This is a genomic window from Arthrobacter pigmenti (genome assembly GCF_011927905.1).
GTDB lineage: Bacteria > Actinomycetota > Actinomycetes > Actinomycetales > Micrococcaceae > Arthrobacter_D > Arthrobacter_D pigmenti.
Map to the genome: position 1 here is coordinate 954,153 of NZ_JAATJL010000001.1, position 20,526 is coordinate 974,678.

A 20,526-nucleotide genomic window follows, 5' to 3' on the forward strand; every position below is an offset into this window, starting at 1 on the left:
GCATGGGCATTGCGCGGAGGATGCTCGTTACGTCAGTTGTTGCTGCAGAGGCGCTGTTACTGACAGCGTGCGGCGCGGCTGCCCCTGAACAGCGCATGGCTGAGGTGGACCGCCAGGCGGTTGGCCTGGACGATCATCCCGACGCCGTAGCTGCGTTGCGATCATCGGCCTACCGGCTGGGGGCGGAAATGCTCGCGGTCAAGCCCGAGGCCAACCAGGTCACCAGCCCGGTCAGTGCGTTGGCCGCGCTGGCCATGTTGCGGGTCGGGGCGCAAACGACGACGGCGGACGAGTTGGACAGCGTGCTCGGCTTCCCCGCGGAACACCGGGATGCGGCAATGAACGCCCTGCTCGCGGAATGGGCCCAGCACGACGGCGATCCCGGTACGGTTGATGACGAAGAGCCGCCGGAGGAGCCGCTGCTGCACCTGGCGAACGGACTGTTTGTCGCGGAGGACCTCGAGTTGGCGGACGGCTTTCTGGAACCCCTCGCCCAGCACTACGGAGTCGGTGTTTACCCGGTGGATTACAGCAGCAGCAGCGCGCTCGAAGCCATGAATGCCTGGGTGAACCAGCACACCGGCGGCCGAATCGAGGAGGTACCGATTAAGCCCTCCCAGGACACCGTCCTTAACATCATCAATACTGTGTACTTCGCCGCTGCATGGGCCAACCCTTTTGATCCGACCAGCACGGTTGAGGGAACATTCACGACAGGAGACGGTCCGGTTCAAGCCGATCTTATGCACACAACGCTTCGCATCCAGTACGCCGCCGGAGACGGCTGGCAGGGCATCGACCTGCCCTATAACAACGGGTTCGTGATGCGCCTGGTCCTGCCGGAGGAAGGTCGCCCGCCGGCGATGGATCAGGCGGCGCTCGCCGACATCGATGCTACTTTCGACGAAGCTCCCGAGACGATGGTCGACTTAACGCTGCCCTCGTGGGACCACGCCTATGACCTCGACCTCAAGAAGATGCTCATCAGCATGGGGCTCGACGAAGCGATGGGACTGACACCGGACTACACGGGCATGGGAGCTGATCTGTTCGTCGAGGGCGTCGCCCAGGCAGCCAATATCACTGTGGCAGAGAAGGGCACCGTCGCATCGGCAGTCACCCAGATCTCGATGCAGGAGAGCGGCGCGCCCGAAACCGACGTTGAAATCGTCTTCGACCGCCCCTTCCTCTACCAGATCCTCCACGAGGAAACCGGAATGCCGATGTTCCTCGGAACGGTGATGGATCCCACTGTCGGAGAAGGTTAGCGAAGCACTGCGCCGCCAGCTTCGGATCCGGCCGCCCCAACCGCCGCTCGCGGAATAGGATGAAACGGTGGAGCCGTTGCTGGAGTTCGCCGGTGATTACTGGTGGCTGATCTTTCCGTTGAGCGGAGCATTCGCCGCCTGGGGTGATTCGTTGTCGAAGGCCAGTAAGCGCAGGCACAAGCGGAAGGTTGAACTGTACAAAATCCGCTATCAGAACCAGCAGACGAGTCAGACTCAACCCGACGAGGTCAAAGCGCTCATGGGCACCCATGATGCAGTGAATCAGCAGTGGCTCGACTACGAACTGGACGTGGGCAAGCTCATCGACTTCCCGATGATGACCGACGTCCGGGAACCGCTCACCGTAGCGTTCCTGCGGGCCAAGCGGGAGGCCGACGCCCTCCGTCCGGCAAACCCGGATTCCGTGAGCGCCGAGCGGTGCGCAGAGTACCGGGCAGCGGTGAATGACTATGAAGTGGCGTTCAGCGTAGCCGAATCCGAAGCGCGGCGGATCAGGGCAGGCAGCTTCTCAGATGTCGAGCGGCAGCGCCTGGCGAAGGCAAGGAAGCTGATCAACATAGCGGTGGATGCGGCGGCAAGCCCAGCCGAGCGGCAGGCCGCCTACCGCCGCGCACGCCGGGAGTTGGATGGGCTGATTGTGCTCCCCGACCGCGCCGTGAATCGCATCGAGGAGCAGGTGGCGCGTGCCCTGGAGCGCGGCCGAGGACCGGCCACGAGCTAGCGGAGCGCGCTCCGGCGCCACGAACCCGGACCCGGCCGGGGGCCGAGCCGCAACTGGTCGCGCCGGATCCAGGTGCGATGCGCCGCTGGCCTGGTACCGCCGTCGTCGTTGGTTTGCATTCCAAGCACGACGACGGCGAGTGCCGCCAGTTCCTCCGGTGTCGGGTTCCCCGCAACAACCTGGAACAACGGCTGGTTGTTTTCCTCGGTAGCCGTGGTCACAGCGGGATGTTCCCATGCTTCTTGGCGGGAAGTGATGCACGCTTGTCACGCAGCGCCCGCAGGCCGCGGACAATCTGCACGCGTGTGTCGGATGGTGCGATCACCGCGTCCACGTAGCCCAACTGTGCTGCCTGGTAGGGGTTGAGGAGCTCTTCCTCGTACTGGTTGATCACCTCGGTGCGGGCCGCGTCAACGTCGCCGCCGGCGTCGGACACTGCTTTCAAATGACCGCGGTAGAGGATGTTCACGGCACCCTGGGCACCCATCACGCCGATCTGCGCCGTGGGCCAGGCGAGGTTGATGTCCGCGCCGAGCTTCTTGGAGCCCATCACGATGTACGCGCCGCCGTAGGCCTTGCGGGTAATGACCGTGAGCTTTGGCACTGTCGCTTCGGCGTAGGCATAAAGCAGCTTGGCGCCGCGGCGGATGATGCCGTTGAACTCCTGGTCCTTGCCGGGAAGGAAACCGGGAACGTCCACCAGGGTGAGGATGGGGATGTTGAAGGCATCGCAATGCCGGACGAAGCGCGCCGCTTTCTCCGAGGCTGCGATGTCCAGCGTGCCCGCGAACTGCATGGGCTGGTTCGCGACGATCCCGATGGTGTGGCCCTCCACGCGCGCGTAGCCGATCACCACGTTCGGGGCGTACAGCGACTGCATCTCCAGGAAGTGGCCATCGTCGACAACGGCCTGGATGACCGTGTGCATGTCATACGGCTGGTTCGCGGAGTCAGGAATCAGGTGGTCCAGGTCAGCGTCGAGTTCATTGACCTCAAGGTCCTCGGCGAACTCCGTCAGCGGGGCCTCGGCGAGGTTGTTGGACGGCAGGAAGTCGAGCAGCTCGCGGACGAAGTCGATGGCATCCTGCTCATCGGATGCGAGGTAGGTGGAGGTGCCCGTAGTTGAGTTGTGCTGTCGTGCGCCGCCAAGGGTTTCCATGTCGACGTCCTCACCGGTGACGGTTTTGATGACGTCCGGTCCGGTGATGAACATGTGCGAGCTCTTGTCCACCATCACCACGTAGTCCGTCAGCGCGGGGGAGTATGCTGCGCCGCCGGCACACGGGCCCATGATGAGGGAGATCTGCGGGACCACACCGGAGGCGTGCACGTTGTTCCGGAAGATGTCAGCGAACATCGCCAACGAAGCCACCCCCTCCTGGATGCGCGCGCCGCCGCCGTCGTTGATTCCCACCAGCGGGCAGCCGTTCCGCAGCGCGAATTCCTGGACCTTGACGATCTTCTCGCCGTTGACCTGGCTGAGCGATCCGCCGTACACGGTGAAGTCCTGACTGTAGATGGCGATCTGGCGACCGTCCACCGTGGCGTAGCCGGACACGACGCCGTCCCCGAGCGGCTTCTTCTTCTCCATGCCGAACGCCGTTGACCTGTGCACGGCCAGGGCATCGAACTCCACGAATGACCCCGGATCCACGAGCAGGTCGATGCGCTCGCGGGCTGTGCCCTTGCCACGGGCGTGCTGTTTCTGGATCGCTTCAGGGCCGGACGGTGCAAGGGTACGTTCCTGGCGCTGCCGGAAATCGGCGAGCTTCCCCGCAGTGGTGTGCAGGTCCGGAGCGCTTTCGGTTGCAGCAGAGCCGGTTGCCTGCGGGATGGAAGCCTGGTCGAGGGGAAGCGTTTCGGGTTGCATCGAGTCTCTTCGGATTGGGTTCGGGTTATGGCTCCAGGGGAAACCTATTCAACCTGCCTGACCAACACGTTAAGTAGGTTTCCCACAAAGAACCGGGCTCTTTGGACAGTCTAGTAAGCAAAATGGACCCCGTAGCTGTAGAACACCTACAACAACCGCTGGAAAGACTTAGTCGCCGCACGGAAGTTACCCGTGAGTAACAATTAGGTTTTGCCCCCGGTTCCGGGCTTATGGTTTCCCCTATGACAGGCAATGGCGCTTCCGAATCAGGCACCCTCCGCGGGCGCTCCCTTCTCATGTCAGGCGGCAGCAGGGGCATCGGTCTGGCCATCGCCCTGCGTGCAGCCGCTGATGGGGCAAACGTGGCGATCATGGCGAAGACGGGTGTGCCGCATCCCCGGCTTGAGGGTACGGTCCATACCGCGGCGGAGCAGATCCGTGCAGCGGGAGGGGGCGCCCTCGCCCTTGTGGGCGATGTGCGGAACGACGACGACGTCGCGACCGCCGTGGCGGCGACCGTCGCCGAATTTGGCGGCATCGACGTCGTCGTCAATAATGCCTCCGCCATAGATCTGTCCAGTACCGACGACGTGACGATGAAGAAGTACGACCTGATGGCCGACATCAACGTGCGCGGCACTTTCCTGCTGAGCAAGCTGGCGCTGCCTGCCCTGCGGCAATCTGCCAACCCGCACATCCTCACGCTGTCGCCGCCGCTGAACCTGGACCCGAAGTGGGCCGGTAAGCACCTGGCGTACACCATGGCGAAGTACGGGATGAGCCTGACGACGCTGGGCCTCGCCGAGGAACTGCGCGGTGCGGGCATTGCCGTCAACTCGCTCTGGCCGCGCACGCTCATCGATACCGCCGCGATCCGTGCCATGCCCGGAGGCGGAGATCTGGTCCAGGCCGCGCGGAGTCCGCAGATCGTTGCGGATGCGGCGCACGCAGTGCTGGTCCGGCCGGCACGGGAGTGCACCGGCAACTTCTTTACTGACGAGGAGGTGCTCCGACAGGAAGGCTTAGCCGACTTCACCGGCTACAGTCTCGGAGCACCGGAAGACCGGTTGGTGCCGGATATCTTCCTGTAGCGCCCGCTTCCTCTGCATGCACTCAACGAATCCGTTGAGTGCATGCAGAGGACATGGGTTCCAACCAGCCCCCTCCGCGCAAAGGCGACGGATCCGCCGGTTAGGTGCAACGATGTGGGCGCGGGACCCTCGCCCAGTACGCGCCTACCGGCCCCCCGGGGTTCGCTACGCTCACACCGGGTCCCTGCCGATAGCGCTCCTGGCCTCCCACACCTCGCTTCGCTCGGCGCGGGACCCTCGCCCAGTACGCTTAGAGGATGACATCCCGCTACTCCAGCCTTGAACGCCCGGGCCTTGACGAGGCCGGGCTGCGCGAGGCCCTCTGCAGTCCAAGAGGGCAATTCGCGAGACTGGAACTGGTGGAGGCAACAGGGTCAACCAACACCGACCTAGTCCGCCTCGCTGAACAGGACGCCGCCGGCTGGCCCGATCTGAGTGTCCTGACGGCAGAAGAGCAAACAGCCGGTCGGGGCAGGCTGGAGCGGAAGTGGACCGCGCCGGAGCGCTCGTCGCTGATCGTGAGCGTATTGCTGCGTCCCCGCACAAAGACCGGTCGTCCGCTGCCCACCCAGAGCTACGGATGGTTATCGCTTCTTGCTGCGCTCGCGCTCTCGGAGAGCATTGAGGAGCGCACCGAAGTCAGTCCGCAACTCAAGTGGCCCAACGATGTCCACGTGGACGGGCGTAAGCTCGCCGGCGTCCTGGCGCAACTGGTCCCCGGGGCCAACGGGGCGCCGCCCGCCGTCGTCGTCGGCTGTGGTGTGAACGTAAGCCTCACCGACCAGGAACTGCCCGTGCCGAACGCGACCAGCCTCCTGCTCGAGTACGCCACAACCACGGACCGGAACGTCCTTTTGAAGGCCTATCTGCGCCGGCTCGCGGATTCGTATGCGGAATTCACGGCGGTCGACGGCGATGAGTCCCGTCCGTGGACGGACGGCAAATCGCTGCTCGCTCGGGTCAGTGACCGGATGGTCACCCTCGGACAGGACGTACGGGCCGAACTGCCGAATGGCACCATGATCACCGGCCGGGCCATGAACCTCGACACCCACGGTGCGCTGGTGGTGCGCGACGACGACGGCGAGCGGCACACCGTCGCTGCCGGCGACGTCGTCCACCTGCGTCCGCTGCCTTCCTAGACGCATGGACCGTTTGGGCGCCCACAGGGAGCGGGTTGCAGCATGCGCATAAAGCTCGAACCCGGTGAGCATGTTGTGGTCCGCACCAGGCCGCACCCACGGCGGCTGTTCGGGCGGTTCGTCGCCACGTTGCTGATCCTGGCGGTGACGGGATACGGCCTCGGCTGGTACAGCCGTGTACAGCTACCGCCCGGGTGGCTGCCCTGGGAACCAGCCCTCCTCACGGCGTTCCTCGTGATCGCCGGCCTGCTGATTCTGCGTGTGTTCGTGGTCCCATTGCTGAACTGGGCGGGTACCCGCTACATCCTGACGAGCCGGCGGCTGATCCGGCGGGCCGGTTTCACCCGCCGCAGTGAGCGCGAAGTCAGGCTCACGGGAATCTTCCAGATCATCGTCGAGCAGACGTTGGTCGAAAGGATGACGGCAGGCGGAACACTCGTTTTTGACCTTGGCAGGGACAGGATGATCGGGTTCCCGAACATTCCCCAGATATCGACGTTCAAGCAGTACATGGTGTCCGCGATCAGCGACCTCCCACTGACCGCCATGTTCGATGGTGTAGATATGGAAGTCGAGCCGATGGACAGGGCGGACATTCGCGGAACGGAACAGGAGTGGTGATGAGCGCCAGCAGCGGCACTGACGGTACCGAAGTGGGCGTGGCCTCAGGAGATTTGTCCGAGGGTGAGGAGAACCCGCTGACCCTGTCCATGCCGATCCTCAACCGCGCGGCCCTCCCACCGGCACCGGACACACTGGACCGGGACACCATCCGGCAACTCGAAATCGAACTCCTTGGCGCCGAACGCACCTTACGACGCCGCGAGGTCGCCTCGGGTGCAGGCGTGTCCCTTCTGTCCGCACGCAAGCTCTGGCGTGCCATGGGCTTTCCCAACATCGGGGACGACGACGTCGCGTTCACCGAGAAGGACATGGAGGCTCTCACCACCATTATTGAGCTGGTGCGCAAGGAGCAGCTCACCGAATCAGCGGCGATCTCGATTACGCGTGCGATCGGCCAGATGACCGACCGCATGGTCGTGTGGCAGATTGAGGCGCTGGTAGAGGAGATGGTGGTCCAGCGTGGGATCACCGACGCCGCCGCGCGCCGGAACCTCGTCGCGGAACTTCCACAGCTCATTGACCCGCTGGAAAAGACCCTCGTTTACGCCTGGCGCCGCCAGCTGAACGCCGCTGTCCAGCGGTTGGCCGTCCGTGCGGAGGCCGGTCTCGCATCAAGCGAGACAGGACGGGCAGGGACAGAGGATGACGCTCCGCTGCCGCTGGCACGCGCCGTGGGATTCGCAGACCTGGTGTCCTATACCAGCCTGTCCCGGCAGATGAACGAGCGGACGCTCGCGCAGTTGGTTCAACGGTTCGAGAACATGTGCGCCGAGATCATTTCTGTGGGCGGCGGTCGCCTGGTCAAGACCATTGGCGACGAAGTGCTGTACATCGCCGAGACTCCCGAGGCTGGCGCTGAGATATCCCTCGCCCTGGCCAAAGCCTTCACGGAGGACGAGCTCCTGCCATCCGCGAGGGTATCGATGGTGTGGGGCAGGATCCTGTCCCGGCTCGGGGACATCTACGGTCCTACCGTCAACCTTGCTGCCCGGCTGACGTCCCTGGCAGAGCCGGGAACGGTACTGATTGACGCGACGACAGCGGCAACGCTGCGGGACAACGAACGCTTTGTCCTGATGCCGCACAAGGCGCGGACGGTGCGCGGCTTCGGCGAGGTGCACCCGGTGACGCTCGCCCGGGGAACCGGCGACGGTCTGATTCTGGACTGACTGCCCATGGGTGGGGGCTTTTTGGGTTGCGTGGTCGTGTAACACTTTAATCGGTCAAGTATTGGCCTTTTCGCCTCCGTGTGTGGGGGCCGGTCCATCCAGTGTCTTTGTCGGGGAATTTTGTGAAGCTTTTGAACGGTTTTCGTCGGTTCGGTGCCAGGCATAAGCGAGCAGTTTCTGTTTCTACCGTTTCGGCGGTGGTTGTGGCTGTGGTCAGTGGTGCGTTGTTGTATCCGGGGTTCGCGACGGCTGAGGTGGATCTGAACGATGGTGGTGTGTGGGTGACTAACCGTAATACGGGGATGGTGGGTCATTTGAATTATCAGTCGCGTCTGCTTGATGGCGGGTATGCGGCGAATAGTGATGGTTTTGACGTTCTTCAGGATGCGGCCACTGTTTTTAATGTTAATTCTGATCAGTCGAAGGTCAGTCCGGTGGATGTTGCGAATGTGGTGCGTGGTACTGAGGTTCAGTTGCCGGGTTCTGCTGTGGTCGCGATGGGTGGGAGCACTGCGGTAGTGACGGATCGGGCTGGTGGGTCTGTTTGGATTACGACGACGCAGAATCTTGGTGCGTTCAGTGATCAGGAGGTCGAGCCGGTGGTGACCGGTGCGGCGGGTGTGGTCGCGGCGGTGTCGTCGAATGATCGGGTGTTTGTTGCTGATCCTGGTGCGGGGACCGTTTCGACGTATGTGGTCGCCGTGGACGGTACGTATGAAGAGCTTGAGGTTGTGGAGTCGGAGGCGCTGAAGAGTTTCGGTGATGTGCAGGTCGCGGCGGTGGGTGATCAGGTTGTGGTGTTCGATGGTGAGTCGGGGCAGCTTGTTTTGCCTGGTGGTGAGGTTGTTGTTCTCCCGGACGGACAAGATGGCAAGCTTCAGCAGAGTGGGCCGGTTGCGGATTTTGTGGTGGTGGCGACGCCGACGTCGTTGATCAAGCAGTCTCTTGGTGGTGGTGAACCCGTGGTTACTGCGTTGGAGGGTAATGGGGTTCCTGCGGCTCCGGTGCAGTTGGATGGTTGTGTGCATGCGGCGTGGGCTGGGGCGGCGGTGTATGTGCGGGATTGTGTTGATGATGCTGGTGATCGTCGTGAGGAGATTCCGGAGTTGGGGGCGGAGTCGGAGCTGGTTTTCCGGGTGAACCGGAGTGTGGTTGTGCTCAATGATGTCAATGCCGGTGATGTGTGGTTGGTGTTGCAGAACATGCAGTTGGTGGATAACTGGGGTGACATTATTCCGCCGAAGCAGGACTCCGATGAGGAGGATGAGGAATCGGCCAGTGAGAATCCGGTGAATACGCTGCCGGATCGTAGTGGTGAGAACCGTCCGCCGGTGGCTGAGGATGATTCCTATGGTGCGCGTGCGGGGCGGACCACGATTTTGAATGTGTTGACTAATGACACTGACCCGGATGGTGATTTGCTTACCGCGACGTTGACCGGTGAGCAGCCTGCTGCGGGGAGTGTGCAGCCGATTTATAACGGTGCGGGGTTGCAGGTTGTGGTGCCGGCGGATGCGCCGGTGGGGAACCATACTTTCTCGTATGAGGTTGCTGATGGTCGGGGTGGTAGCGATTCGGCTGAGGTGAGTGTTGATGTGCGGGGTGCGGAGTCTAATGAGCCGCCGACGCCTTTGCGGCCGACGAAGATTTTGGTGGAAGAGGGGAAGTCGGTCAGTCAGAACATTCTGTCCAGTTGGATGGACCCTGATGGTGATGATTTGTTCCTGGTCAGCGCGGAGCCCACGCCCGACGGCGATCAGGTGCGGACCCGTTCGGATGGGTTGTTGACGTTCCGGGATGTCGGCAAGGGCCAGGGCGTGAAGGAAGTGAACATTGTGGTCTCTGATGGCCGCGATGAGGTTTCCGGTGTGATCAGTTTTGATGTTCGGGCGTCTGGAACGCTGGCGCCGGTGGTGAATTTCGATCATTTCACGGCGACGGTGGGGCAGGAGTCGCAGTTGACTCCGTTGCAGAATGATCTGGATCCTGCCGGTGGGCAGTTGAGTCTGGCCAAGGCGGAGGCTACCGGCGGTGAGGCAGCGCTGACCCCGAATTACGACACGGGGACGGTTGCTTTCACTCCGGAGGCGGCGGGGACGTATTACGTCGAGTATTTGGTGACGAATGGGCCGCAGAGTGCCAGTGGTCTGATCCGGGTGGATGCGAAGGCTGAGGGTGCTGAGGGTGCTCCGATCGCTGTCCGTGATGTGGCGTTGTTGCCTCGAAATGGTGACGTGCTGGTGGATGTGCTTGGGAATGACAGCGATCCGACTGGTGGCGTGCTGGTGGTTCAGTCCGTGGATGTCCCCGCGGACTCACCTCTTGAGGTGGCTGTGCTTGATCACAATGTTCTTCGCATCCATGACGTCCGCGGCCTGAACCAGCAGACGACCATCACTTATACGGTTTCCAATGGTACGGCGACTGCTACCGGTGAGGTGAGTGTGTTGTCGGTGGAGGGCCCCCAGACGCTTTTGCCGCCGCAGGCGAACGCGGATGAGGTGACGGTGCGTGCCGGGGATGTGGTGAATATCCCGGTTTTGGAGAATGACACGCACCCGAATGGGGATGAGCTGACGTTGAGCCCGGTGCTGGCGCAGGGGATTGATCTTGCTGATGGGCGGATCTTCGCGTCGGAGAACACGTTGCGGTTCGTGGCCGGGAATACTGCGAAGACCGTGTACGCCATTTACGAGGTGATGGATAGCACGGGGCAGACGGACTCGGCGGAGGTGCGGATTAACATCCGGCCGTTGGATGCGCCGAACACTCCGCCGGTGCCGAAGAACCTTGATGCCCGGGTGATCGCGGGATCCACCGTGCGGATTCCGGTCCCGTTGGATGGCATTGATGCCGATGGTGACTCGTCGTTCCTGGCTGGGATCGATGTTGCACCTGGGATGGGTGCTGCGGTGCCGGGGCCGAACTATATTGATTTCACGGCCTCGGCTACGGGTGCTGGGACGGATACGTTTACGTATACGGTGCGGGACCGGTTGGGTTTGGAAAACACGGGAACCGTGCAGGTGGGGATCGCTCCTGCGGCGGAGGCTAACCAGTTACCGGTGCCGGTCAATGATGGGGTGATTTTGCGGCCGGGGCGTGCGATCGCTGTTGATGCGTTACGCAATGATTCTGACCCGGACGGGGATCCGATCTCGTTGGATCCCGAGGCTGTGAGCGCGTCTCCCGAGGAGATGGGCCCGGAGGTTGTTGAGGGCAGGGTGGTGTTCCGTGCACCGGAGGCCGAGGGTGACTTCAGTGTCCGTTATGGCATCCAGGACGGCCGCGGTGGGACGGCGAATGGGAACATCAGTGTCACGGTGGATCAGAACGCTCCGTTGTTGTTGCCGATTGCCCGTGATGACCGGGTGGAGCGGGAAGAGACGCGGGGCCAGACTGCTGTTGATGTTCCGGTGTTGAAGAATGATGAGGACCCGGATGGGGTTTCCGAGGATCTGGATGTCACGGTTGATCCGGCTTATGTCGGTGCCAGTGTCGGTGCCGAGAACGTGGTCCGGGTGGAACTGACTGAGGACGCCCAGATTGTCCCGTATACGGTCGAGGACATTGATGGTGGTTTAGCGACGGCGGTGATTTGGGTGCCGGGGTTGAGCGAGCAGTATCCGACGTTGATCAGTGATGCTCCGATAGATGTGACGGCGGGGGAGGAACTGGCCCTTGATCTGAGTGAGCTTGTTGAGGTCCGGGAGGGTCGGAGCCCACGGCTGACGGTCGAGGACAAGGTTTCAGCGATCGGGACCAGCAACGTCAATGAGTGGGTGGTTGACCCCAGCAACCTGCGCTACGCGGCGGATATTGATTACGCGGGTAAGGGTTCGATCACGTTCGAAGTCACTGACGGTACGGGACCGGATGATCCGCAAGGGTTGAGTTCGACGCTGACGGTCCTGATAAACGTGATCCCGAACGAGGACCGTAATTTCCCGCCCACGCTTGAGTCCGGGTCGTTGGAGGTTGCTATCGCGGAGCCGGCGGTGACCCTGGATCTGGCCGGGTTGGCAGCGGATCCGAACCCGGATGACGTGCTTGAGTTTTCGTTGACCGGGGACGTGCCGGCGGGCTTCGATGTGTCTTTCGAAGGTTCCGTGCTCAGTGTTGCGGCGCAGGACGGTACGCAGGTCGGGACCGCGGGCACGGTGGGTATTTCCGTGAGTGATGGTGAGGAAACCGCTACCAGCAGTGTCGCGTTGACGGTCCTTGCCTCGTCCCGGCCGTTGCCGGTCGCCAATGACGACGAGGTTCCGGAAGCGGTCCAGGGAGAACCGGTGACGGTGGATGTGCTCAGCAATGATGTGAATCCGTTCCCTGAGGAGCCGCTGCAGATTATCGATGTGATCGCTGACGGTAACGGCAGTGTGTCCCAGCAGGGCGACTCGGTGGTGGTGACCCCGGGTGAGTCTTTTGTGGGCACCATGACGGTGGAGTACACGGTGCAGGATAAAACAGGCGAGCTTTCACGGCTCGCTACCGGGCAGATCGTGTTGACCGTGAAGGGCGAACCCGGTGTTCCCTCGACCCCGGTGGTGGAGAGCACCCGGAATAAGTCCGTCGTGTTGTCCTGGGATCCACCGGCCGATAACGGGTCCCCGATCACCGGATACACGGTCACGAGTAATAACGGTTTTACCCAGGAATGCCAGGCGACCACGTGCACGCTGACCGGGTTGACGAACAACGTGGAATACGTGTTCACGGTCACCGCCACGAACGCTATCGGCACCTCCGATCCGTCCCCGGAATCCGCTGTGGCACGCCCGGATACCCAACCTGCGCAGCCTGCACCGCCGACCCTGGTATTCGGAGACGGAGCATTGACGGTGAACTGGGTTCCACCGGCCAATGAAGGGTCCCCGATCGAGGGGTATGACCTGCAGATTTCCCCGGCACCACCCAATGGTGCGGTGCAGCGCAGCGCGTCCGGGAGCCCGCTGACGTGGGAAGGCCTGGAAAACGGTACCGCCTACAAGGTCCGGGTGCAGGCTCGTAACGCTGCCCCGGAACCGTCGGAGTTCAGTGATTACTCCGCTGCGGAGACCCCTGCCGGGTTGCCCGGGACACCTCCGGCGCCGACCACTACACGGGCCCAGTCGCTGGGTAATGAGAGCCAGCTGGTCATCGATTGGGCGGATGTAAACCCGAACGGTGCACCCGTGACGAAGTACCAGGTCCAGGAATTCCAGGGCGGGAACCTCATCCGTACCCTGCCCGAAGTCCAGGCCTCTGAACAGACCATCGTTGTCCCGAACGCTGAAGCCGATTACAGCTACTCCGTGCGGGCCTATAACAAAGCCGGCTGGACCGAGTACGGGGCGCAATCCGCACCACGACGAGCAGTCGGAGCCCCCGCCGCACCGGCACCACCACGACTGATCGAAACCCGCACGGGCGGTAACGGTGAGCACGTGCGTATCGAGTTCAATGAACTTACTCCCGCCCAGCGCAACGGTGCACGAGCCTCCGAAGTCAGCTACCAGGCAACCTTCAGCGACGGACGCCAACTACGGGTGAGCAACGGCCAGGAAATCGGCGGATTCCCCAACGGAACCCGCGTCACAGCAGTCATCCGCGCCGTCACCACAGCCGACGGTTCCAATTACCCCGGACCCGACAGTGAACCTTCCAATCCTGTGGTCCCGTTTGGACAACCGCGGCAGCCCAATGCCGATTCGGGAACGAGCGACCGCGGCGACAGACAGGTCCACTTCACCTGGTCCGCCCCCGCAGACAACGGTCGCGCCGTGGACTATGTGCGCTATCGGCATCTCGCACCGGATCTCGGATGGGTCAACGGCGGTAAGTCCGGCAAGGCGAGCTTCCCCGCTGATGACTGGGGCAAATCTGTAACGCTCGAGTTCCAGACGTGCGATTCCACGGGCCAGTGCGCCGGAAGCAAGCAGGTTACCGGACACGCCGGTGGTGCTCCCGCGCCACGGGAACTGCGGACTCGTCTGAATAATGGCATGGAAAGAAGCTGCACTGATCCTGCCGACCGTGCTACATACGACACCAGTAGGCACACCTGCGACGGCGTTGGAGGGAACAACCCGCCCTGGTTCTACTACATGCATGAATTTACGGTTGGGTGCTGGATCACGCATACCGATGGCTACGGCAAGTCTGGTTCCTGGTATCGGATCGTGGCCGGCCCACGGAATGTAGGACGGTATATCGACGCTGGACACACGACCGTTGGCTCACCGTCGGAGAGTGAACTGCCCCGATGCTGAACCTTTGAAACAGACTGTGTCGGAGCTTTCATGGGCACAACTGCCCATGGGTGGGGGCTTTTTGGGTTGCGTGGTCGTGTAACACTTTAATCGGTCAAGTATTGGCCTTTTCGCCTCCGTGTGTGGGGGCCGGTCCATCCAGTGTCTTTGTCGGGGAATTTTGTGAAGCTTTTGAACGGTTTTCGTCGGTTCGGTGCCAGGCATAAGCGAGCAGTTTCTGTTTCTACCGTTTCGGCGGTGGTTGTGGCTGTGGTCAGTGGTGCGTTGTTGTATCCGGGGTTCGCGACGGCTGAGGTGGATCTGAACGATGGTGGTGTGTGGGTGACTAACCGTAATACGGGGATGGTGGGTCATTTGAATTATCAGTCGCGTCTGCTTGATGGCGGGTATGCGGCGAATAGTGATGGTTTTGACGTTCTTCAGGATGCGGCCACTGTTTTTAATGTTAATTCTGATCAGTCGAAGGTCAGTCCGGTGGATGTTGCGAATGTGGTGCGTGGTACTGAGGTTCAGTTGCCGGGTTCTGCTGTGGTCGCGATGGGTGGGAGCACTGCGGTAGTGACGGATCGGGCTGGTGGGTCTGTTTGGATTACGACGACGCAGAATCTTGGTGCGTTCAGTGATCAGGAGGTCGAGCCGGTGGTGACCGGTGCGGCGGGTGTGGTCGCGGCGGTGTCGTCGAATGATCGGGTGTTTGTTGCTGATCCTGGTGCGGGGACCGTTTCGACGTATGTGGTCGCCGTGGACGGTACGTATGAAGAGCTTGAGGTTGTGGAGTCGGAGGCGCTGAAGAGTTTCGGTGATGTGCAGGTCGCGGCGGTGGGTGATCAGGTTGTGGTGTTCGATGGTGAGTCGGGGCAGCTTGTTTTGCCTGGTGGTGAGGTTGTTGTTCTCCCGGACGGACAAGATGGCAAGCTTCAGCAGAGTGGGCCGGTTGCGGATTTTGTGGTGGTGGCGACGCCGACGTCGTTGATCAAGCAGTCTCTTGGTGGTGGTGAACCCGTGGTTACTGCGTTGGAGGGTAATGGGGTTCCTGCGGCTCCGGTGCAGTTGGATGGTTGTGTGCATGCGGCGTGGGCTGGGGCGGCGGTGTATGTGCGGGATTGTGTTGATGATGCTGGTGATCGTCGTGAGGAGATTCCGGAGTTGGGGGCGGAGTCGGAGCTGGTTTTCCGGGTGAACCGGAGTGTGGTTGTGCTCAATGATGTCAATGCCGGTGATGTGTGGTTGGTGTTGCAGAACATGCAGTTGGTGGATAACTGGGGTGACATTATTCCGCCGAAGCAGGACTCCGATGAGGAGGATGAGGAATCGGCCAGTGAGAATCCGGTGAATACGCTGCCGGATCGTAGTGGTGAGAACCGTCCGCCGGTGGCTGAGGATGATTCCTATGGTGCGCGTGCGGGGCGGACCACGATTTTGAATGTGTTGACTAATGACACTGACCCGGATGGTGATTTGCTTACCGCGACGTTGACCGGTGAGCAGCCTGCTGCGGGGAGTGTGCAGCCGATTTATAACGGTGCGGGGTTGCAGGTTGTGGTGCCGGCGGATGCGCCGGTGGGGAACCATACTTTCTCGTATGAGGTTGCTGATGGTCGGGGTGGTAGCGATTCGGCTGAGGTGAGTGTTGATGTGCGGGGTGCGGAGTCTAATGAGCCGCCGACGCCTTTGCGGCCGACGAAGATTTTGGTGGAAGAGGGGAAGTCGGTCAGTCAGAACATTCTGTCCAGTTGGATGGACCCTGATGGTGATGATTTGTTCCTGGTCAGCGCGGAGCCCACGCCCGACGGCGATCAGGTGCGGACCCGTTCGGATGGGTTGTTGACGTTCCGGGATGTCGGCAAGGGCCAGGGCGTGAAGGAAGTGAACATTGTGGTCTCTGATGGCCGCGATGAGGTTTCCGGTGTGATCAGTTTTGATGTTCGGGCGTCTGGAACGCTGGCGCCGGTGGTGAATTTCGATCATTTCACGGCGACGGTGGGGCAGGAGTCGCAGTTGACTCCGTTGCAGAATGATCTGGATCCTGCCGGTGGGCAGTTGAGTCTGGCCAAGGCGGAGGCTACCGGCGGTGAGGCAGCGCTGACCCCGAATTACGACACGGGGACGGTTGCTTTCACTCCGGAGGCGGCGGGGACGTATTACGTCGAGTATTTGGTGACGAATGGGCCGCAGAGTGCCAGTGGTCTGATCCGGGTGGATGCGAAGGCTGAGGGTGCTGAGGGTGCTCCGATCGCTGTCCGTGATGTGGCGTTGTTGCCTCGAAATGGTGACGTGCTGGTGGATGTGCTTGGGAATGACAGCGATCCGACTGGTGGCGTGCTGGTGGTTCAGTCCGTGGATGTCCCCGCGGACTCACCTCTTGAGGTGGCTGTGCTTGATCACAATGTTCTTCGCATCCATGACGTCCGCGGCCTGAACCAGCAGACGACCATCACTTATACGGTTTCCAATGGTACGGCGACTGCTACCGGTGAGGTGAGTGTGTTGTCGGTGGAGGGCCCCCAGACGCTTTTGCCGCCGCAGGCGAACGCGGATGAGGTGACGGTGCGTGCCGGGGATGTGGTGAATATCCCGGTTTTGGAGAATGACACGCACCCGAATGGGGATGAGCTGACGTTGAGCCCGGTGCTGGCGCAGGGGATTGATCTTGCTGATGGGCGGATCTTCGCGTCGGAGAACACGTTGCGGTTCGTGGCCGGGAATACTGCGAAGACCGTGTACGCCATTTACGAGGTGATGGATAGCACGGGGCAGACGGACTCGGCGGAGGTGCGGATTAACATCCGGCCGTTGGATGCGCCGAACACTCCGCCGGTGCCGAAGAACCTTGATGCCCGGGTGATCGCGGGATCCACCGTGCGGATTCCGGTCCCGTTGGATGGCATTGATGCCGATGGTGACTCGTCGTTCCTGGCTGGGATCGATGTTGCACCTGGGATGGGTGCTGCGGTGCCGGGGCCGAACTATATTGATTTCACGGCCTCGGCTACGGGTGCTGGGACGGATACGTTTACGTATACGGTGCGGGACCGGTTGGGTTTGGAAAACACGGGAACCGTGCAGGTGGGGATCGCTCCTGCGGCGGAGGCTAACCAGTTACCGGTGCCGGTCAATGATGGGGTGATTTTGCGGCCGGGGCGTGCGATCGCTGTTGATGCGTTACGCAATGATTCTGACCCGGACGGGGATCCGATCTCGTTGGATCCCGAGGCTGTGAGCGCGTCTCCCGAGGAGATGGGCCCGGAGGTTGTTGAGGGCAGGGTGGTGTTCCGTGCACCGGAGGCCGAGGGTGACTTCAGTGTCCGTTATGGCATCCAGGACGGCCGCGGTGGGACGGCGAATGGGAACATCAGTGTCACGGTGGATCAGAACGCTCCGTTGTTGTTGCCGATTGCCCGTGATGACCGGGTGGAGCGGGAAGAGACGCGGGGCCAGACTGCTGTTGATGTTCCGGTGTTGAAGAATGATGAGGACCCGGATGGGGTTTCCGAGGATCTGGATGTCACGGTTGATCCGGCTTATGTCGGTGCCAGTGTCGGTGCCGAGAACGTGGTCCGGGTGGAACTGACTGAGGACGCCCAGATTGTCCCGTATACGGTCGAGGACATTGATGGTGGTTTAGCGACGGCGGTGATTTGGGTGCCGGGGTTGAGCGAGCAGTATCCGACGTTGATCAGTGATGCTCCGATAGATGTGACGGCGGGGGAGGAACTGGCCCTTGATCTGAGTGAGCTTGTTGAGGTCCGGGAGGGTCGGAGCCCACGGCTGACGGTCGAGGACAAGGTTTCAGCGATCGGGACCAGCAACGTCAATGAGTGGGTGGTTGACCCCAGCAACCTGCGCTACGCGGCGGATATTGATTACGCGGGTAAGGGTTCGATCACGTTCGAAGTCACTGACGGTACGGGACCGGATGATCCGCAAGGGTTGAGTTCGACGCTGACGGTCCTGATAAACGTGATCCCGAACGAGGACCGTAATTTCCCGCCCACGCTTGAGTCCGGGTCGTTGGAGGTTGCTATCGCGGAGCCGGCGGTGACCCTGGATCTGGCCGGGTTGGCAGCGGATCCGAACCCGGATGACGTGCTTGAGTTTTCGTTGACCGGGGACGTGCCGGCGGGCTTCGATGTGTCTTTCGAAGGTTCCGTGCTCAGTGTTGCGGCGCAGGACGGTACGCAGGTCGGGACCGCGGGCACGGTGGGTATTTCCGTGAGTGATGGTGAGGAAACCGCTACCAGCAGTGTCGCGTTGACGGTCCTTGCCTCGTCCCGGCCGTTGCCGGTCGCCAATGACGACGAGGTTCCGGAAGCGGTCCAGGGAGAACCGGTGACGGTGGATGTGCTCAGCAATGATGTGAATCCGTTCCCTGAGGAGCCGCTGCAGATTATCGATGTGATCGCTGACGGTAACGGCAGTGTGTCCCAGCAGGGCGACTCGGTGGTGGTGACCCCGGGTGAGTCTTTTGTGGGCACCATGACGGTGGAGTACACGGTGCAGGATAAAACAGGCGAGCTTTCACGGCTCGCTACCGGGCAGATCGTGTTGACCGTGAAGGGCGAACCCGGTGTTCCCTCGACCCCGGTGGTGGAGAGCACCCGGAATAAGTCCGTCGTGTTGTCCTGGGATCCACCGGCCGATAACGGGTCCCCGATCACCGGATACACGGTCACGAGTAATAACGGTTTTACCCAGGAATGCCAGGCGACCACGTGCACGCTGACCGGGTTGACGAACAACGTGGAATACGTGTTCACGGTCACCGCCACGAACGCTATCGGCACCTCCGATCCGTCCCCGGAATCCGCTGTGGCACGCCCGGATACCCAACCTGCGCAGCCTGCACCGCCGACCCTGGTATTCGGAGACGGAGCATTGACGGTGAACTGGGTTCCACCGGCCAATGAAGGGTCCCCGATCGAGGGGTATGACCTGCAGATTTCCCCGGCACCACCCAATGGTGCGGTGCAGCGCAGCGCGTCCGGGAGCCCGCTGACGTGGGAAGGCCTGGAAAACGGTACCGCCTACAAGGTCCGGGTGCAGGCTCGTAACGCTGCCCCGGAACCGTCGGAGTTCAGTGATTACTCCGCTGCGGAAACTCCTGCCGGGTTGCCCGGGACACCTCCGGCGCCGACCACTACACGGGCCCAGTCGCTGGGTAATGAGAGCCAGCTGGTCATCGATTGGGCGGATGTAAACCCGAACGGTGCACCCGTGACGAAGTACCAGGTCCAGGAATTCCAGGGCGGGAACCTCATCCGTACCCTGCCCGAAGTCCAGGCCTCTGAACAGACCATCGTTGTCCCGAACGCTGAAGCCGATTACAGCTACTCCGTGCGGGCCTATAACAAAGCCGGCTGGACCGAGTACGGGGCGCAATCCGCACCACGACGAGCAGTCGGAGCCCCCGCCGCACCGACCGGCGTATCGCTTAAGGAGACGCGAACCGGTGCCGAGGGACGGCATGTCGTCATCAACTTCAATGAACTTACTCCCGCCCAGCGCAACGGTGCACGAGCCTCCGAAGTCAGCTACCAGGCAACCTTCAGCGACGGACGCCAAATGGGTATTCGATCCGGTCAAGAGGTCGGCGGCTTCAAGAATGGCACGGCCGTCACAGCCACCGTCACGGCTGTCGTTAACAGCGACGGCGCCAACTACTCCAGTCCGCCCGCCGGATCCAACCGGGTGAACCCCTACGGCGCACCAGGATCGGCGAAAGCTGATGCACGTGACGGGGCCAAGGAGGAGAAGAAGGTAACGGTGAGTTGGAACGCACCGAACCCGGCAGCCCATGACGTCAAGCAGATCCAGATCAAGATCAACGGTGGTGGCTGGGAAAACGTCCGCAACTCCGGGAACCGTACCGTCAGGACGAATGGCTACAACGAGACCGTACGGATCAAGGTGAGGTCACTTAACTCCCGGGACCAAGCAGGGCCGGTGGCCGAGGCAGCGGCGAAGAGCGGAGAGGCACCGCCACCACCACCGCCACCGGATCCCGGCCCTTGGCCCATCACCGGTGGAGGACAACTGAATCAGAATTCACGTAGCTGCATGGACCCACAGGGGGGAACGAACTGGACCGGCAGTGGCTGCATCGGGAGCCATTGGCTCTATGAAGGTGAGACCATGCAATCGAACTGCTTCATTACGCGATCGAGCGGCACCTGGTATCGGCAGCAGTCGGGGCCAAACAGGGATGCCAACAACAACGGTTTGTTCCTGAAGGGAATTCACGCCACCCGTGGTACCAACCCTCCTGAAGGAATGCCGCGATGCGGGTAGCGCGTTCACTGGGCCGACCTGGAGCTCCCAAATGCTAGCTATTCTTGGACACGGCCCAACGCCGTACTCCCTCAGTGATAA

10 protein-coding genes are annotated in these 20,526 nt (G+C 61.8%); 8 read left to right on the forward strand and 2 right to left on the reverse strand.

Features of this window, described 5'->3' with window-relative positions; translation table 11 throughout:
- Positions 1–2 precede the first annotated feature (2 nt).
- The gene (locus BJ994_RS04445; protein WP_245192250.1) at positions 3–1,268 is read left to right on the forward strand and encodes a serpin family protein; all 1,266 of its coding nucleotides are present in this window, start codon (positions 3–5) and stop codon (positions 1,266–1,268) included.
- Positions 1,269–1,335: 67 nt separating this feature from the next.
- Positions 1,336–2,010, forward strand: a complete 675-nt coding sequence (locus tag BJ994_RS04450) for a hypothetical protein (RefSeq protein WP_167991889.1) — start codon at positions 1,336–1,338, stop codon at positions 2,008–2,010.
- On the opposite strand, the gene BJ994_RS04455 is transcribed toward BJ994_RS04450, so the two are convergent.
- Together BJ994_RS04455 and BJ994_RS04460 are read right to left on the reverse strand one after the other, a co-directional pair.
- Positions 2,007–2,231 carry an acyl-CoA carboxylase subunit epsilon gene (locus tag BJ994_RS04455; RefSeq protein ID WP_342450282.1) on the reverse strand — a complete coding sequence of 75 codons (225 nt, stop codon included), beginning with the start codon at positions 2,229–2,231 and terminating at the stop codon, positions 2,007–2,009. The genes BJ994_RS04450 and BJ994_RS04455 overlap by 4 nt on opposite strands.
- Positions 2,228–3,880 carry an acyl-CoA carboxylase subunit beta gene (locus BJ994_RS04460; RefSeq protein ID WP_245192251.1) on the reverse strand — a complete coding sequence of 551 codons (1,653 nt, stop codon included), beginning with the start codon at positions 3,878–3,880 and terminating at the stop codon, positions 2,228–2,230. The genes BJ994_RS04455 and BJ994_RS04460 overlap by 4 nt, the downstream gene beginning before the upstream one ends.
- A gap of 242 nt (positions 3,881–4,122) precedes the next feature.
- Here BJ994_RS04460 and BJ994_RS04465 point away from each other — a divergent pair, with 242 nt between their 5' ends.
- The 6 genes from BJ994_RS04465 to BJ994_RS04490 all read left to right on the forward strand — a co-directional run bounded on the left by BJ994_RS04465 (position 4,123) and on the right by BJ994_RS04490 (position 20,445).
- Positions 4,123–4,971, forward strand: a complete 849-nt coding sequence (locus BJ994_RS04465) for an SDR family oxidoreductase (protein WP_167991891.1) — start codon at positions 4,123–4,125, stop codon at positions 4,969–4,971.
- A gap of 257 nt (positions 4,972–5,228) precedes the next feature.
- The gene (locus tag BJ994_RS04470) at positions 5,229–6,113 is read left to right on the forward strand and encodes a biotin--[acetyl-CoA-carboxylase] ligase (protein WP_167991893.1); all 885 of its coding nucleotides are present in this window, start codon (positions 5,229–5,231) and stop codon (positions 6,111–6,113) included.
- A gap of 42 nt (positions 6,114–6,155) precedes the next feature.
- On the forward strand, positions 6,156–6,734 hold the full coding sequence (locus tag BJ994_RS04475; protein ID WP_167991897.1) for a PH domain-containing protein: 579 nt from the start codon (positions 6,156–6,158) through the stop codon (positions 6,732–6,734).
- An 89-nt stretch (positions 6,735–6,823) separates the two neighbouring features.
- Positions 6,824–7,906, forward strand: coding sequence for an adenylate/guanylate cyclase domain-containing protein (locus BJ994_RS04480; protein WP_245192403.1), 1,083 nt, complete (start codon positions 6,824–6,826; stop codon positions 7,904–7,906).
- 434 nt (positions 7,907–8,340) lie between these two features.
- Positions 8,341–14,157, forward strand: coding sequence for an Ig-like domain-containing protein (locus tag BJ994_RS04485; protein WP_167991900.1), 5,817 nt, complete (start codon positions 8,341–8,343; stop codon positions 14,155–14,157).
- A 474-nt stretch (positions 14,158–14,631) separates the two neighbouring features.
- Positions 14,632–20,445: an Ig-like domain-containing protein gene (locus tag BJ994_RS04490; RefSeq protein ID WP_167991902.1), complete on the forward strand. Its 5,814-nt coding sequence runs from the start codon at positions 14,632–14,634 to the stop codon at positions 20,443–20,445.
- Positions 20,446–20,526: the final 81 nt, after the last annotated feature.